Source organism: Streptomyces sp. NPDC001513 (genome assembly GCF_042894695.1).
Classification (GTDB): domain Bacteria; phylum Actinomycetota; class Actinomycetes; order Streptomycetales; family Streptomycetaceae; genus Streptomyces.
Genome location: NZ_JBIAVU010000007.1, coordinates 268,447 through 287,046, shown reverse-complemented (window position 1 = coordinate 287,046; position 18,600 = coordinate 268,447). Strand labels below are relative to the sequence as shown.

Sequence of the window (18,600 nt, the reverse complement as noted above, 5' to 3'; positions counted from 1 at the left end):
CACCTTTGGACTTGGAGTGAGGATCCGCATGTCTGTCGAGACCACCCGCCGCGATGTCGAGCCCGCCGGGGACGCCGGGAATGCCGGGGAGCCCGTTGCCGTCATCGGGCTGTCCTGTCGCTACCCGGGCGCGCACTCCGACGGGGCAGCGGGCTCCGAGGACGTCGCGGGCTCCCCTGGCCACGCGGACTCCGAGGACGTCGCGGGCTTCGACGCGGACGTGTTCGGCATCGCGCCGGACGCGGCCGCGTCGATGGACCCGGGGCAGCGGCTCCTGCTGGAACTGGGCTGGGAGGCCCTGGAGGAGGCCGGCATCGTGCCCGCCTCCCTGCGCGGCGCCCGCACGGGGGTCTTCCTCGGCGCGCCCGGCCACGACCGGGCCGCGGATGCCGGCGCGGACACGGACACCGCCCCGGAGGCGGAGCGCGCCGAGGGCGTCCGCGCCGTACTCGGTCTGAGCGGACCGGGCCGGACCGTGACCGGCGGTGCCCCGGCCACGCTGAAGGCGGTGCACCTGGCGTGCGAGAGCCTGCGCGCCGGCGAGAGCGAGATCGCGCTCGCGGGCGGCCTCGACGCCGAACCCGCGGGCGGGGCCGTTCTCGTACTCAAGCCCCTGGCGCGGGCCCTGGCCGACGGCGACCGCGTACGCGGGGTCCTGCACGGCACCGGGCCCGCCGTCGCGCCGGCCGAGGGCGGGGCCACCCGTGCCTCCGGAATCGCCGGACTGGTCGAGGCCCTGCGCTCCCCCGCCTCCCCAGGGCAGCCGGTCGGCATCTTCTCCGGCGACGCCGACGCCGACGGCACGCTCTGGTCGGTGGAGGTCGCCGAGGCGCCCCGTACCGAGCAGGAACCTTCCGCCGGCCCGGCCGCCTTCCGGGGCGGCACGCTGCCGTGGCCGATCTCCGGAGCGAGTGCGGCCGCCGAGCGCGCGCAGGCCGGGCGGCTCCTGTCCCGGCTCACGGCGAGCGCCACAGGCATCGAAGGCGTCGAGGGCACCGCGGGCACCACGAGCGCCGCGGCCCCCGCACGCCCCGGCATCGCCGACATCGGCCGCTCCCTGGCCGTGTCGCGCACCGCGTTCGCCCACCGCTCGGTCCTGCTGGCCGGCACCGAGGCGGAGTTCACCGAGGAGCTGGCCGCGCTCGCCGAAGGCCGCCGCGGCTCCGGACGCGTGAGCGGCACGGCCACGGCGCGCGACCGGGCCGTCTTCGTCTTCCCCGGCCACGGTTCGCAGTGGCCCGGCATGACCGCCGACCTGCTCGACACCTCGGACGTCTTCCTGGCCGGCATCCGGGCCACCGCCGAGGCGCTCACCCCGTACGTCGACTGGTCCCTGGAGGACGTCCTGCGCGAGGTGCCCGGCGCGCCCGCACTGGACCGCATCGACGTCATCCAGCCCGCCCTGTTCGCGACCGCGCTCGGCCTCTCCGCCCTGTGGCGCTCCTTCGGCATCGAGCCCGCCGCGGTCGTCGGGCACAGCATCGGCGAGCTCGCCGCGGCCGTCATCGCGGGCGGGCTGACGCTGGAGGACGGCGCCCGCGCCTCCGCGCTGTGGGGCAAGGCGCAGGCCCGGCTCGGGGGCCGGGGCTCCATGCTCTCGGTGCTGCTGCCGCTGGACGAGGTGCGGGAGCGGCTGGCGCCGTGGGGCGGGAAGCTGGCCGTCGCGGGCGTCAACGGGCCGCGGTCGATCGCCGTCGCCGGCGACGTCGACGCCATCGAGCGCCTCCAGGAGGAGTTCACCGCCGAAGGGGTGCGGGCCCGGCGGGTCGCCATCGACTACGCGCCGCACTGCGCGCACCTGGACGAGATCCACGAGGAGCTGCTCACCGTCCTGGCCCCACTGCGGCCTCGGAAGGGGAGCATCCCCTTCTATTCCGGGCTGACCGGCGCCCTGCTGGACACCCGCTCGCTGGACGCCTCGTACTGGTTCCGCACCCTGCGCGAGCCCGTGCTGTTCGACAGCTCGATCCGCTGCCTCACCGACCACGACCTCTTCGTCGAGATCAGCCCCCACCCGGTGATGACCCTGCCCGTCGAGCAGATCCTGGAGACCACCGACTCCACGGCGCTCGTGGTCGGTTCGCTGCGCCGCGGCGCGGACGGGCCGCACCGCTTCCTGTCCTCCGTGGCCGAGGCGTACGCGCACGGCGCCCCCGTGGACTGGAGCCCCGTCTTCCCTGCGGACGCCGCGGTCGTCGACCTGCCCACGTACGCCTTCCGGCACGGCACCCCCGGGGCGGCCGCCGCCGACCCCTTCGGAACCGGCGGGGACCCCGAGCGGACGGCCAGGTTCCTGATGGATCTGGTGCGCTCCGAGGTGGCGCTCGTCCTCGGCCGCGAGAAGGGCGGGGACATCGACCCCACCCGCTCCTTCCAGGAACTCGGCTTCGACTCGGCGAGCGCCGTGGAACTGCGCAACCGGCTCGCCGCCGCCACCGGGCTGAAGCTGCCGACCACCCTCCTCTTCGACCGGCCCACACCCGAGAAGCTGGTGGCCCGGCTCGCCGAGCTCTCGGGCGTCGTCTCCGCGCACGAGCCCGTCTCCCGTGCGGTCGCGCGCCGGGTCACCGGCTCCGACGAGCCCATCGCCATCGTCTCCATGGCCTGCCGCTTCCCGGGTGGCGTGGCCTCCCCGGAGGACCTGTGGCGGCTGCTCGTGGAGGAGCGGGACGCCGTCACCGAGTTCCCCGGCAACCGCGGCTGGGCCCTGGAGACCCTCTTCGACGGCGACCCCGACCGCGCGGGCCGTTCGTACACCCGGCAGGGCGGGTTCCTGCACGACGTCGACCAGTTCGACGCCGAGTTCTTCGGGATCAGCCCGCGCGAGGCCACCGCCATGGACCCGCAGCAGCGCATGGTGCTGGAGACCGTGTGGGAGGCCGTGGAGCGGGCCGGGATCGATCCCGCCGCGCTGCGCGGCAGCGGCACCGGCGTGTACGTCGGCGCCATGGCGCAGGACTACGGCCCGCGCCTGCACGAGGCGGGCGAGGGCGTCGGCGGGTACCTGCTGACCGGCACCTACACGAGCGTGGTCTCCGGCCGCGCCTCCTACACCCTGGGCCTGGAGGGCCCCGCCGTCACCGTCGACACCGCGTGCTCGGCCTCGCTGGTGGCCCTGCACATGGCGGCGCAGGCGCTGCGGGCCGGCGAGTGCGAACTGGCCCTGGCCGGCGGTGTGACGGTGATGGCGACCCCCGGCATGTTCGTGGAGTTCAGCCGCCAGCGCGGCCTGTCCGTCGACGGTCGCTGCAAGTCCTTCGCGGAGGCGGCGGACGGCACCGGCTGGGGCGAGGGCGTCGGCATGCTGCTCCTGGAGCGGCTCTCCGACGCCCGCCGCAACGGCCACGAGGTCCTCGCGGTCATCCGGGGATCGGCCGTCAACCAGGACGGCGCGAGCAACGGGCTCAGCGCCCCCAACGGCCCCTCGCAGGAGCGGGTGATCCGCGAGGCCCTCGCCGCCTCCGGACTCTCCCCCGCCGACGTGGACGCCGTCGAGGCGCACGGTACGGGCACCCGGCTCGGCGACCCCATCGAGGCACAGGCCCTGCTGGCCGCCTACGGTCAGGACCGCGCGGCCGACCGGCCGCTGTTCCTGGGCTCCCTCAAGTCGAACATCGGGCACACCCAGGCCGCCGCCGGCGCGGGCGGCGTCATCAAGATGGTCATGGCGATCCGCAACGGCCTGCTGCCGCGCACCCTGCACGTGGACGCCCCGACCTCGCACGTGGACTGGGCCGGCGGCGCGGTCTCGCTGCTCACCGAGGCCACCCCGTGGCCGGAGACCGACCGGCCCCGCCGGGCCGGTGTCTCCTCCTTCGGGGTCAGCGGCACCAACGCCCACCTGGTCCTGGAGCAGGCCGCCGAGCCCGCGCCCGCCAAGCCCGCCGAGCCCGAGCCGGCCGGGACGCGGGCGCCCGCGCCCGTCCCCTTCCTCCTCTCCGCCAAGAGCGACCAGGCGCTGCGCGCCCAGGCCGGCAGGCTGCTCGACCACCTCCGCGACCACCCGGAGGACCGCCTCGCGGACATCGGCTACTCCCTCGCCGCCGGCCGCGCCCACTTCGACCGGCGGGCCACCGTGGTCGCCGAGGACCTCGCGGCTCTGGAGCAGGGCCTGCGGGCCCTGGCCGACGGCGCCACGGACCGCGGCCTGGTCACCGGGCAGAGCCGGCCCGCGGCCCGTCCCGTGTTCGTCTTCCCCGGTCAGGGCGCGCAGTGGGTGGGCATGGCGGCCGGCCTGCTGGAGTCCTCCCCGGTGTTCGCCCGCCGGATGGCCGAGTGCGCCGCGGCCCTGGAGCCGCTGGTGGACTGGTCGCTCCTCGACGTCGTACGCGGCGTCGAGGGCGCTCCGGGCTTCGAGCGGGTGGACGTCGTCCAGCCCGTGCTGTGGTCCGTGATGGTGTCCCTGGCCGAGGTCTGGCGCTCGCTGGGCGTCGAACCGGCCGCGGTCGTCGGCCACTCGCAGGGCGAGATCGCCGCGGCCTGCGTGGCGGGCGTACTCAGCGTCGAGGACGCGGCCCGGGTCGTGGCCCTGCGCAGCCGCGCGCTGACCGTGCTGTCGGGCCGGGGCGGCATGATGTCCGTGGCCCAGCCCGCCGCATGGGTACGGGAGCGGATCGGCGCCTGGGAGGGCAGGATCTCGGTCGCCGCGGTGAACGGCCCGTCCCAGACCGTGGTCTCCGGCGATCCGGAGGCCCTCGCCGAGTTCCTCGCCCAGGCCAAGGAGGAGGGGGCGCGGGCCCGTCTCGTCGACGTGGACTACGCCTCCCACTCGGCCCATGTCGAGGAAATCGAAGGCGAGTTGGCGCGGATCCTCGAAGGAATCGAGGCGCGCCCCGGCCGGGTCCCGGTCTACTCCTCGCTGACCGGCGCGCTGCTGGCCGACACCGGCCTGATGGGCACCGGGTACTGGTACCAGAACCTGCGCGAGACGGTGCAGTTCGAGCAGGCGGTCGGCGAGCTGCTCGCCGCCGACCACCACACCTTCATCGAGGTCAGCCCGCACCCGGTGCTCACCATCGGCGTGCAGGCGGCCCTCGACGAGGCCGGCGCGCGGGGCACCGCCCTGGGCACCCTGCGCCGCGACGAGGACGAGGCCGCGCGCCTGCTGCTCTCGCTCGGCGAGGCCCACTGCCACGGCGTCCGCGTCGACTGGTCCGCCGTGTTCGACGCCACGGACGCCCGACGGGTCCAGGTGCCGACGTACGCCTTCCAGCGCAGCCGGTTCTGGCTCGACACCCCGGTCACGGCGGAGGACCCGGCGGGCCTCGGCCTCGCCTCCGCGGAGCACCCGCTGCTCGGCGCGATGACCAGCCTCGCCGACCGCGAGGGCGTGCTGTTCACGGGCCGCGTCTCCCGGCGCACCCACCCGTGGGTCGTCGACCACGCGGTCGTCGGTACGGTCCTGCTGCCCGGCACCGCCCTCGTCGACATGGCCGTCTCCGCGGGCGACCGCTTCGGCTGTGACCAGCTCCGGGAACTCGTCCTGGAGGCACCGCTGCTCGTCCCCGAGGAAGGCGGCATCCACCTCCAGGTCGCCCTCGGCCCCGCCGAGGAGTCGGGCACCCGCTCCGTCACCGTCCACTCGCGCCCCGAGGGCGCGGCGGAGGAGGAGTGGACCCGGCACGCCTCGGGCCTGCTGGCCGCCGGCGAACACCCGGTGCCCGCCGCGACGCGGACCTGGCCGCCGGAGGGCGCGCGGTCCGTCACCCGTGAGGACACCTACGACCGGCTCGCCGACCGCGGGTACGAGTACGGGCCGGTCTTCCAGGGCCTCGGCCGGGTCTGGCAGTCGGGCGAGGAGCGGTTCGCGGAGGTCTCCCTCCCCGAGGAGCAGCACGCCGAGGCCACCGCCTTCGCCATCCACCCGGCGCTCCTCGACGCGGCCCTGCACGCCATGCTGCTCGGTGACGGCACCGAGCTGGCCATCCCGTTCTCCTTCAACGGGGTCACCCTGCACGCCACGGGTGCCACCGCGCTGCGGGTGCACGTGGTTCCCACCGATGCCCACAGCGCCTCGCTGACCGCCACCGACCCCGACGGACAGCCCGTCATCACGGTCGAATCCATCACCCTGCGCCCGGCCGGCGACCTCCGCGCGGCAACGAACGCGGGCCGGCCCGCCGGGCTGCACCGGCTGGGATGGAAGCCCCTGCCGCAGACGGCCGCGGAGAACACGGCCGGGCTCTGGGCCGTACTGGGCTCGGACCCGCACGGTCTGGCCGCGGCCGTCTCCGGCGACACGTACGCCGACGTCGCAGAACTGCGGACCGCGCTGGGCGACGGCGCCCAACTGCCGTCCTTCATAGCCCTGTCAGAAGAACTCACCGAGGTGCATGCGGCGGTTCAGGGCACTCTGGCCACCCTCCAGGAACTCCTGGCCGACACCACCCTCGACTCCACCCGGATCGTCCTGCTCACCCGGGGCGCCACCGCCCTCACCACCGACGAGGACATCCACAACCTCCCCGCCGCAGCCCTCACCGGACTCATCCGCACCGCACAAAACGAACACCCCGGCCGCCTCACCCACCTCGACACCGACACCCAGGCCCCCGAACACCTCGCCGCCGCCGCTCACACCGCCGCCACCACCCCCGACACCCAACTCACCCTCCGCAACGGCCAACTCCACACCCCCCGCCTCGAAAACACCCCCACCACCGACAACACCCCCAAGGCCCTCGACCCCGAAGGCACCATCCTCATCACCGGCGGCACCGGCGGACTCGGCCACATCCTCGCCCGCCACCTCGTCACCCACCACGGCGCCAAACACCTCCTCCTCACCAGCCGCACCGGACCCAACGCACCCGGCGCCACCCAACTCCACAACGAACTCACCACAGCCGGCGCCCACATCACCATCACCGCCTGCGACACCGCAGACCGCACCCAACTCACCCACCTGCTGGACTCCATCCCCACCCAGCACCCCCTCACCGCCGTCATCCACGCCGCCGGCACCCTCAACGACGCCACCCTCGACAACCTCACCCCCCACCACGTCACCCAAGTCCTCCACCCCAAAACCGACGCAGCCTGGAACCTCCACCAACTCACCACCCACCTCCCCCTCACCCACTTCATCCTCTTCTCCTCCATCGCCGGACTCATCGGAAACCCCGGCCAAGCCAACTACGCCGCCGCCAACACCTACCTCGACGCACTCGCCCACCACCGCCACCACCACAACCTCCCCGCCACCAGCCTCGCCTGGGGACTCTGGGACACCGCGAGCACGATGACGAGCGGGCTCAGCGAGCTCGACGTCAAGCGGTGGGCGCGCAAGGGCGTGCTGCCGATCTCCGCCGAGCGCGGCATGGAGATCTTCGACGCCGCCCTCGTCTCGCCGGAGCCGCTGCTCGCCGCGGCCGATCTGGACCTGCCGACCCTGCGTTCCCCGGACCAGTCCGCGCCCGCCCTGCTGCGCACCCTGGTCCGCGCCCCCCGCCGCCGCGCCGCCGCGGCCACCGCCGTCGCCGGTACGGGTGGTTCCTCGTGGGCCGAGCGCACTGCCGCGCTCCCCGCGCCCGACCGCCGGCGTACCGTCGGTGAGCTGGTACGCACCACCGTCGCCGCCGTGCTGGGCCTCGCCGGCCCGGACTCCGTCGACGAGGACACGGCGTTCAAGACCCTCGGCATGGACTCGCTGACCGGCCTGGAGCTGCGTCGCCGGGTCGTGGCGGTCACCGGGGTCACGCTGCCGGCGACGGCCGTCTTCGACCACCCCACCCCGACCGCCCTCGCCGATTTCCTGACGGGCGAGCTGTCCAAGCTGGCGGGCGAGACCGAAGTCGTGCGTCCCGGCGGGCAGATCGCGGTGCGCAGCACCTCCGATCACGAGGACCCGATCGTGATCGTCGGCATGGCCTGCCGCTACCCGGGCGAGACCCGCTCCCCCGAGGACCTGTGGCGGCTCGTCGCCGAGGGCACCGACGCCATCGGCCCCTTCCCCACCAACCGCGGCTGGGCCCTGGACCGGCTCTTCGACGGCGACCCGGACCGCGCGGGCCACTCGTACACCCGCAACGGCGGGTTCCTGTACGACGCCGACCGGTTCGACGCCGAGTTCTTCGGGATCAGCCCGCGCGAGGCCGCGGCCATGGACCCGCAGCAGCGCCTGCTGCTGGAGGCCAGCTGGGAGGCGGTGGAGAACGCGGGCATCGCCCCGGCCACCCTGCGCGGCACCCGTACCGGTGTGTTCAGCGGTGCCATGTACAGCGAGTACGCCTCCCACCTGCGCAACGCGCCGGAGGCCGTGGAGGCCTACCGTACGACCGGCAACACGCTCAGCGTGGCCTCCGGCCGGGTCTCGTACACGCTGGGCCTCCAGGGCCCGGCCATCACGGTCGACACGGCCTGCTCCTCCTCGCTCGTCGCCCTGCACCTGGCCTCGCAGGCCCTGCGCCAGGGCGAGTGCACGCTCGCCCTCGCGGGCGGCGTGACCGTGATGGCGGTGCCGGATCTGTTCGTGGAGTTCAGCCGCCAGCGCGGGCTGGCGACGGACGGCCGCTGCAAGTCCTTCGCGGACGCGGCGGACGGCACCGCCTGGAGCGAGGGTGTCGGCGTCCTGCTCCTGGAGCGGCTCTCCGACGCCCGCCGCAACGGCCACGAAGTCCTCGCCGTGGTCCGCGGCTCCGCCGTCAACCAGGACGGCGCGAGCAACGGTCTCACCGCGCCGAACGGTCCTTCACAGGAGCGGGTGATCCGCGAGGCCCTCGCCGCCTCCGGACTGAACGCGGCCGACGTGGACGCCGTAGAGGCCCACGGCACCGGCACCACCCTCGGCGACCCCATCGAGGCCCAAGCCATCCTCGCCACCTACGGCCAGGACCGCGACGCGGAGCGTCCGCTGCACCTCGGCTCCCTCAAGTCCAACATCGGCCACTCCCAGGCCGCAGCCGGCGTCGGCGGCGTCATCAAGATGGTCATGGCCATGCGCCACGGCGTGCTGCCGCGCACCCTGCACGTGGACCGGCCGACCTCGCACGTGGACTGGAGCACGGGAGCGGTGTCGCTCCTCACCGAGGCGACCCCGTGGCCCGAGACCGACCGGCCGCGCCGGGCCGGTGTCTCCTCCTTCGGGATCAGCGGCACCAACGCCCACGTCGTCCTGGAGCAGGCCCCCGTGGCCGAGCCGAAGCCCGTCACCGAGGACCGGGCTCCCCTGCCGTCGGCGCCCTGGCTGCTGTCGGGGCACACCGAGGCCGCGTTGCGGGCCCAGGCGGGCCGGCTGCTGGCCTTCGTCTCCGAGCGCGCCGAGCAGCCGGATCCGGCCGGTCAGCCGCAGGTCTCACTGGCCGACATCGGCCGGTCGCTGGCCGATGTGCCCGCGCTGCTGGCGCACTCCGCGGCCGTCGTCTCGGAGGACCGGGACGGCGTTCTGCGGGCGCTCGCCGCGCTGGCCGCCGGCGAGGAGGCACCTGAGCTGATCGCGGGTCCGCCGGCGGGTCGCGGCGGTGGCAAAACCGCGTTCCTCTTCACGGGTCAGGGCAGTCAGCGTCCCGGCATGGGCCGCGAGCTCTACGAGACCCACCCCGTCTACGCCCGCACCCTCGACGAGGTCTGCGCCCACCTCGACGAGCACCTCCAGCAGAACGTCTCCCTCAAGTCCCTCCTCTTCAGCGACGAAGACCCCACCACCTCGCCGCTCCACCAGACGATGTGGACGCAGGCGGCGCTGTTCGCCACGGAGGTCGCCCTCTTCCGCACCCTCGAACACCACGGGCTCACCCCCGACTACCTGCTCGGCCACTCCCTCGGGGAACTCACGGCCGCGCACGTCTCCGGGGTCCTCTCCCTGGCCGACGCGGCCCTCCTGGTCGCCGTCCGTGGCCGGCTGATGCAGTCGGCGCCCGCCGGCGGCGCGATGATCGCCATCGAAGCCACCGAAACCGAAATCCTCCACACCCTCCCCACCCACCACGGCCACCTCGACATCGCCGCCATCAACGGCCCGAACTCCACCGTCATCACCGGCGACCACAACGCAGCCCACCAACTCGCCACCACCTGGCGCAACAACGGCCGACGCACCTCACAACTCAACGTCAGCCACGCCTTCCACTCCCCCCACATGGACGGCATCCTCAGCGACTTCCACGCCACCGCCGCCACCCTCACCTACCACACCCCCACCATCCCCATCATCTCCAACCTCACCGGACAACCCGCCACCACCGAACAACTCACCAACCCCGACTACTGGGTCCAACACCTCCGCCACACCGTCCGCTACAACGACGCCATCCAGTACCTCCACAGCCACAACATCACCACCTACATCGAGATCGGCCCCGACCCGGTGCTCACCGCCATGACCCGAGGCTGCCTGGGTGAGGAGATCGCCCAGGGCGCGGTGTCGACCGTCGGCGTCCTGCGCAAGGGCCGCCCCGAGGCGCAGACCCTCGCGGTCGCCCTCGGCCACGCGGCCGTACGGGGTGCGGCACTGGACGTCGAGAGCCTCTTCCCCGGTGCGCGGCGGGCGCTGCTGCCGACGTACGCGTTCCAGGGCGTCCGGTTCTGGCTGAACAGCCCCGCCACGCCCGAGGACGTGGCGAGCCTGGGCCTGACGTCTGCGGACCACCCGCTGCTCGGCGCGGTGACCAGCCTCGCCGGCGGGGAGGGACTGCTGCTCACGGGCCGTGTCTCGCGGAGCACCCACCCGTGGATCGCCGACCACGCCGTCTCCGGAACCGTTCTGCTGCCCGGCACCGCCCTGGTCGAGATGGCCGTGGCGGCGGGCGAGCGCTTCGGCTACGACCAGCTCCGGGAGCTCGTCCTGGAGGCACCGCTGCTCGTCCCCGAGGACGGCCGCATCCACCTCCAGGTGGCGCTGGGCGCCGAGGAGTCGGGGACCCGTTCCGTCTCCGTCCACTCCCGCGCCGAGGGCCGTACGGAGGAGGAGTGGACCCGGCACGCCTCCGGTGTGCTCGCCGAGGCGGGCCCGGGCCCGGTGCCCACGACCGGCCCGGCCGTCTGGCCGCCGGAGGGAGCCACCGCGATACCCGTCGGCGACCTCTACGCCCGCCTCGCCGAGCGCGGATACACGTACGGCCCCACCTTCCAGGGCCTGCGGAGCGCGTGGAGACGCGGCACGGATCTGTACGCGGAGATCGCGCTCCCGGAGAGCATCGACGGGGACGGGTTCGCCCTCCACCCCGCCGCTCTCGACGCCGCCCTCCACACCCTGCTGATCGAGGACTCCGACGAGCTGACCATCCCGTTCTCGTTCAACGGGGTCACCCTGCACGCCGCCGGCGCGACCGCGCTGCGGGTGCACCTGGTTCCGAGCGGTACGAGCGCCGCGTCGCTCACGGCCACGGACGCCGACGGCCGGCCCGTCATCACCGTCGACGAGATCGCACTGCGCCCGGCCGGCGACCTACAGGACCGCAGCGCTCGGATCGACGGGCTCTACCGGCTGGTGTGGAAGCCCGTCCCGCAGGCCACCGAGCGGGCCGCCGGGCCGTGGGCCGTACTGGGCTCGGACCCGCACGGTCTGGCCGCGGCCGTCTCCGGCGACACGTACGCGGACGCCGCCGCGCTGCGGGCCGCGCTCGCCTCGGGCGGGCCGGTCCCCGGTGTCATCGCGCTCACCGAGCCGAGCACGGAAGTCCATGCGGCGGTTCAGGGCACTCTGGCCACCCTCCAGGAACTCCTCGCCGACACCACCCTCGACACCACCCGCATCGTCCTGCTCACCCAGGGCGCCACCGCCCTCACCACCGACGAGGACATCCACAACCTCCCCGCCGCAGCCCTCACCGGCCTCATCCGCACCGCACAAAACGAACACCCCGGCCGCCTCACCCACCTCGACACCGACACCCAGGCCCCCGAACACCTCGCCGCCGCCGCTCACACCGCCGCCACCACCCCCGACACCCAACTCACCCTCCGCAACGGCCAACTCCACACCCCCCGCCTCGAAAACACCCCCACCACCGAGAACGCCCCCAAGGCCCTCGACCCCGAAGGCACCATCCTCATCACCGGCGGCACCGGCGGACTCGGCCACATCCTCGCCCGCCACCTCGTCACCCACCACGGCGCCAAACACCTCCTCCTCACCAGCCGCACCGGACCCAACGCACCCGGCGCCACCCAACTCCACAACGAACTCACCACAGCCGGCGCCCACATCACCATCACCGCCTGCGACACCGCCAACCGCGACGCACTCACCGAACTCCTCGCCACCATCCCCACCGAACACCCCCTCACCGCCGTCATCCACGCCGCCGGCACCCTCAACGACGCCACCCTCGACAACCTCACCCCCCACCACGTCACCCAAGTCCTCCACCCCAAAACCGACGCAGCCTGGAACCTCCACCAACTCACCACCCACCTCCCCCTCACCCACTTCATCCTCTTCTCCTCCATCGCCGGACTCATCGGAAACCCCGGCCAAGCCAACTACGCCGCCGCCAACACCTACCTCGACGCACTCGCCCACCACCGCCACCACCACAACCTCCCCGCCATCAGCCTCGCCTGGGGACTCTGGGACACGAGTACCGGCAGCATGGCCGCGCAGTTCTCGGAGGCCGACATCAAGCGGTGGGCGGCCAAGGGCATCCTTCCGCTGACCCCGGAACGCGGCATGGAGCTCTTCGACGCCGCGCTCACGGCCGGTCAGCCGGAGCTGGTGCCGATCGAGCTGGACCTGAAGGCGCTGCGTTCCCCGGAGCAGTCCGCGCCCGCCCTGCTGCGCACCCTGGTCCGCGCCCCGCGCCGCCGCGCCGCCGCGGCCACCGGATCCTCGTGGGCCGAGCGCACCGCCGAGCTGCCCCCGGCCGACCGCCGGCGCGCCGCCGGTGAGCTCGTACGGGCGACGGTCGCCGCCGTGCTCGGCCTGGCGGGCCCCGCCGCCGTCAACGACAGCGGGCCCTTCATCCAGCTGGGCATGGACTCCCTCACCGGCATGGAGTTGCGCCGCAGGCTCGCCTCGGACAGCGGTGTCGCGGTTCCCGCGACCGCCGTCTTCGACCACCCCACGCCCGGTGCGCTCACCGACTTCGTCGTCGCCGAGCTCGCCAAGATCGCCGGCGAGGCCGCCGCCCGGCCCGTCCGGCAGGCCGCGGCCGGCGCGGGCGTCGGCCAGGACGACCCGATCGTGATCGTCGGGATGGCCTGCCGCTACCCCGGTGACACCCGCTCCCCCGAGGACCTGTGGCGGCTCGTCGCCGACGGCACCGACGCCATCGGCCCCTTCCCCACCAACCGCGACTGGGACGTCGACGCCCTCTACGACCCGGACCCCACCCGGGCCGGCAAGAGCTACACCCGGCACGGCGGGTTCCTCTACGACGCCGACCGGTTCGACGCCGAGTTCTTCGGCGTCTCGCCCCGCGAGGCGTTCGCGATCGACCCGCAGCAGCGCCTGCTGCTGGAGACGACGTGGGAGAGCTTCGAGCAGGCGGGCATCGACCCGACCACCCTGCGCGGCAGCCGCACCGGTGTGTTCGTCGGCACCATGTACGACGACTACGCCTCCCGCCTGTCCGCCGTTCCGGTCGAGTACGAGGGCTACCTGAGCACGGGCAGCGCCGGCAGTGTGGCCTCCGGGCGGCTGTCCTACACCTTCGGGCTGGAGGGCCCGGCCATCACGGTCGACACGGCCTGCTCCTCCTCCCTGGTCGCCCTGCACCTGGCCGCACAGGCCCTGCGCCAGGGCGAGTGCACGCTCGCCGTGGCGGGCGGCGCCACCGTCATGGCCACTCCGCGGCCGTTCGTGGAGTTCAGCCGCCAGCGCGGGCTGGCGCCCGACGGGCGGGTCAAGTCGTTCGCGGCTTCCGCGGACGGTACGACGTGGAGCGAGGGTGTCGGCATCCTGCTCCTGGAGCGGCTCTCCGACGCCCGCCGCAACGGCCACGAAGTCCTCGCCGTGGTCCGCGGCTCCGCCGTCAACCAGGACGGCGCGAGCAACGGACTCACCGCCCCCAACGGCCCCTCCCAGGAACGGGTGATCCGCGAGGCCCTCGCCGCCTCCGGACTGAACGCGGCCGACGTCGACGCCGTAGAGGCCCACGGCACCGGCACCACCCTCGGCGACCCCATCGAAGCCCAGGCCATCCTCGCCACCTACGGCCAGGACCGCGACGCCGACCACCCCCTCCACCTCGGCTCCCTCAAATCCAACATCGGCCACTCCCAGGCCGCAGCCGGCGTCGGCGGCGTCATCAAGATGGTCATGGCCATGCGCCACGGCACGCTCCCCCGCACCCTGCACGTGGACGCGCCGAGCCCGCACGTGGACTGGTCGAGTGGCGCGGTCTCCCTCCTCACCGAGGCGACCCCGTGGCCCGAGACCGACCGGCCCCGCCGTTCCGCCGTCTCCTCCTTCGGGATCAGCGGCACCAACGCCCACGTCGTCCTCGAACAGGCCCCCGCCGCCGAGGCCGCGGAGTCCCGCGACCCGTCGGCTCCCGCCCGGCTGCCCTGGGTGGTCTCCGGCCGCGGTACGGAGGGCCTGCGCGCCCGGGCCGCCCAGCTGCGGCGGCTGGCCGCCGAGGCCGGCACGGAGGGCGAGTTCAGCCTCGCGCACCTGGACGTCGGCCACGCGCTCGCCACCACGCGGGCGGCGCTCCCGGACCGTGCGGTCGTCCTCGCCGACGACCCGGCGGGTCTGTTGGCGGGCCTGGACGCGCTGGCCCGGGGCGAGTCCGCGCCGCAGCTGGTGACCGGGGACTCCGGCAGGGCCGACGGGGCCTCCGGGCTCGCGTTCCTGTTCACGGGTCAGGGCAGTCAGCGTCCCGGCATGGGCCGCGAACTGTACGAGACCCACCCGGTGTTCGCCGAGGCGCTCGACGCCGTCTGCGCAGGGATGGACGCCCATCTGGGTCTGTCGCTCAAGGAGTTGGTCCTCGCCGGTGAGGGGAGCGAGCAGGCCGCTCTCCTCAACCGGACGCAGTACACGCAGCCGGCGCTGTTCGCCGTCGAGGTCGCGCTGTTCCGGCTGGTGGAGCACTACGGGCTGACGCCCGACTACCTCCTCGGCCACTCGGTGGGCGAGCTGGCCGCCGCGCACGTCGCGGGGGTCCTCTCCCTGGACGACGCCTGCACCCTGGTGGCCGTCCGTGGCCGGCTGATGCAGTCGGCGCCCGCCGGCGGCGCGATGATCGCCATCGAAGCCACCGAAACCGAAATCCTCCACACCCTCCCCACCCACCACGGCCACCTCGACATCGCCGCCATCAACGGCCCGAACTCCACCGTCATCACCGGCGACCACAACGCAGCCCACCAACTCGCCACCACCTGGCGCAACAACGGCCGACGCACCTCACAACTCAACGTCAGCCACGCCTTCCACTCCCCCCACATGGACGGCATCCTCAGCGACTTCCACGCCACCGCCGCCACCCTCACCTACCACACCCCCACCATCCCCATCATCTCCAACCTCACCGGACTGCCCGCCACCACCGAACAACTCACCAACCCCGACTACTGGGTCCAACACCTCCGCCACACCGTCCGCTTCAACGACGCCATCCAGTACCTCCACAGCCACAACGTCACCACGTACCTGGAGCTCGGCCCGGACGGCGTGCTCACCGCCATGACCCGTACGATCCTGGCCTCCGGGGAAGCGGAGACCGGGCGGCCGGTCACCGCGGTCCCGCTGCTGCGCAAGGGCCGCCCCGAGGGCGGGACCCTCGCGGCCGCCCTCGCCCAGGCCTACGTCCGCGGCGCGGACATCGGGTGGGGCGGGTTCCTGCCCGGTGGCCGGGTCGTCGCCCTGCCCACGTACCCCTACCAGCGCGACAGCTACTGGTTGAGCGCTCCGGCCGCCCCCGTGGCGCCGAGGCCGGCCGGCGGGCACCCGCTGCTGGACGGCACAGTCGAACTCGCCGCGGGCCAGGGATGGTTGTTCACGGGCACCCTCGACGTCGACGCCGACCCGTGGCTCGCCGAGCACGCCATCCTGGGCCGGCCGCTGCTGCCGGGCGCGGCCGTCGCGGAGCTCGCCCTCTACGCGGCCCGGCGGACGGGCGCGGCGCAGGTCGCCGAGCTCACCCTCGAACAGCCGCTGCCGCTGGACGAGCGCGTCACCGTCCAGCTGATGGTGGGCGCCCCCGGGGCCGACGGGACGCGCACCCTCGCGCTCCACTCGCGGCCCGAGGGGACGCCGGACGCGGTCTGGGTCCGGCACGCCTCCGGGCTGCTGGCCGACGAGGTGTCCGCAGCTCCGGGCGGCGCGGCCGAGGATGCGGCCGAGCTGGCCGTCTGGCCGCCGCAGGGAGCCACCGAGATACCCGTCGGCGACCTCTACGCCCGCCTCGCCGAGCGCGGATACACGTACGGCCCCACCTTCCAGGGCCTGCGGACCGTGTGGAGCCACGGGAGCGACCTCTACGCGGAGGTGGTGCTCCCCGAGAGCGCCACCGGGCCGCAGGGGGACGGTTTCGGTCTGCACCCGGCCGCGCTGGACGCGGCCCTGCACACCGCCCTCGTCGGGTCCGGTGCCGGGGACCGGCTGTTGGTGCCGTTCGCGTGGAGCGGTCTGACCCTGCGGACTCCCGGCGCCACGGAACTGCTGGTCCGCATGCGGCGGGGCACGGGCGACAGCTATTCGCTGCTGATCGCCGACCTGTCCGGTGCCCCGGTGTTCACCGCCGACGCGCTCGCCGTGCGCGAGCTGCGGGCGGACCCGGCGGCCGCCGCCGGGCCGGTGCACGGGGCCGCGCTGTTCGGCCTGCACTGGTCCCCGCTGCGCGGGGCAGCTCCCGTGCCGGCCGGCCCGTGGGCCGTGCTGGGCGACGCGGACTCCGCCGTCGTGGATGCCGTACGGGCCGCCGGGGTGGCCGTCCGGGCCTACCCGGGCCTGGACGGGCTACAGGCAGCGGTCGACGGGGGCGCCCCGGTGCCGTCCGTGGTCGTGGCCCCGGTGCCCGCCGTCCCGGCCGGTTCGGGCCGGGCCGTGCTCACGGCCCTGGCGCCGGCCCAGCGCTGGCTGGCCGACGAGCGGTTCGCGGACTCCCGGCTCGCCTTCCTCACCGAGGGCGCGGTCGCGGTGGCGGACACCGAGTACCCGGACCCCGCCCTGGCGGCGGTCTGGGGCCTGATCCGCTCCGCCCAGTCGGAGCAGCCCGGCCGGTTCGCGCTCGTCGACACCGACGGCAGGCCCGAGTCCGTACGCGCTCTCGTGCCGGCCCTGGCCTTCCCGGAGCCTCAGCTCGCGGTGCGGGCCGGGCGGATCTCGGCGCCGGCCCTGCGCGGTCACCGGCCCGCCGTCACCGAGGACGCCCCGGCGGCCTTCGGAGCGGACAGCCACGTCCTGGTCACCGGCGGCCTGGGCACGCTGGGCCGGCTGCTGGCCCGGCACCTGGTGGAGGACCACGGGGTGCGGCGGCTGCTGCTGACCGGCCGCCGCGGTGCGGCGACCCCGGGCGCGGAGGAGTTCACGGCCGAACTGGCCGCGCTGGGCGCCGAGGTGGCCGTGGCCGCCTGCGACACCGGCGACCGCGCCGCCGTGGCCGCGCTGCTGGCCTCCGTACCGGCCGGCCGGCCGCTGACCGCGGTGGTCCACGCCGCGGGCGTGACCGACGACTCCGTCCTCGCGGGACTCACCCCGGAGCGGATGGAAGGGGTGCTGCGGCCCAAGGCCGACGCCGCCCTCCACCTGCACGAGCTGACCCGGGACCTGGAGCTGTCGGCCTTCGTCCTCTTCTCCTCGCTCGCGGGCACCCTGGGCTCCGCGGGACAGGGCAACTACGCGGCGGCCAACGCCTTCCTGGACGCCCTGGCCCAGCGGCGCCGCGCCGCCGGGCTGCCGGCCCTGTCGCTGGTCTGGGGCCTGTGGGCGCAGGAGAGCACGCTGACCGGCGACCTCGGTGCGGCGGACCTCAAGCGTCTGGCCCGCTCCGGGATCGGGGCGCTGTCCGCCGAGGAGGGCCTGGCCCTGTTCGACGCGGGCGTGGCCTCCGGCGCGGCGGTCCTGACGGCCGCCCACCTGGACCTGCGGACGGCGGATCCGGAGGCGGTCGCGGTGCTGCTGCGGGGGCTGGCTCCGGCCCGCCGCGGCGGCGCGGGCACTGCTCCGGCGGCCCCGGACACGGCGGCCGGCCTGCGCGAGCGGCTGGCCCGGGCGCCCCGGCGCGAGCACCGTCACCTCCTGCTCGAGGCGGTACGGGTCGAGGTGGCGGCCGTACTGGGCCATGCGAGCGGGGACCGGGTGCCGGCCGACGGCCGGTTCCAGGACCTGGGCTTCGACTCCCTGACCGCGGTCGAGCTGCGCAACCGCCTGACGGCCGCGACCGGCGTCAAGCTGCCGCCCACGCTCATCTTCGACCACCCGACCCCGGGTGCCCTCGCGGACCGGCTGCGGGCCGCGCTCGTACCCGACGTACCGGCGCAGGACACGCCCGAGGAAGCCGTGAACGGCGCCGCCGGCGGCGACGGCACCGCCGGCACCGGCCTGCCGGACGGCGGGAGCGCGCTCGACACGATGAGCGCCGACGACCTGGTCCGCCTGGCCCTGGGCGAGGGCTGACCCCCCGCCCGGGCCCCGGCCCCCGGCCCCGGACCCGTTCCGGACCCCGACCCAGACCCAGACACCAGACCCACACCCAGCCCCCACGGGGCCCCCAA

Annotated in this window: 1 protein-coding gene; it reads left to right on the top strand. The window is 74.5% G+C overall.

Translation table 11 applies throughout. The features are described from left to right. The first annotated feature begins 28 nt into the window (after positions 1 to 28). The gene (locus ACFYZ4_RS17845; RefSeq protein ID WP_390784303.1) at positions 29 to 18,502 is read left to right on the top strand and encodes an SDR family NAD(P)-dependent oxidoreductase; all 18,474 of its coding nucleotides are present in this window, start codon (positions 29 to 31) and stop codon (positions 18,500 to 18,502) included. Positions 18,503 to 18,600: the final 98 nt, after the last annotated feature.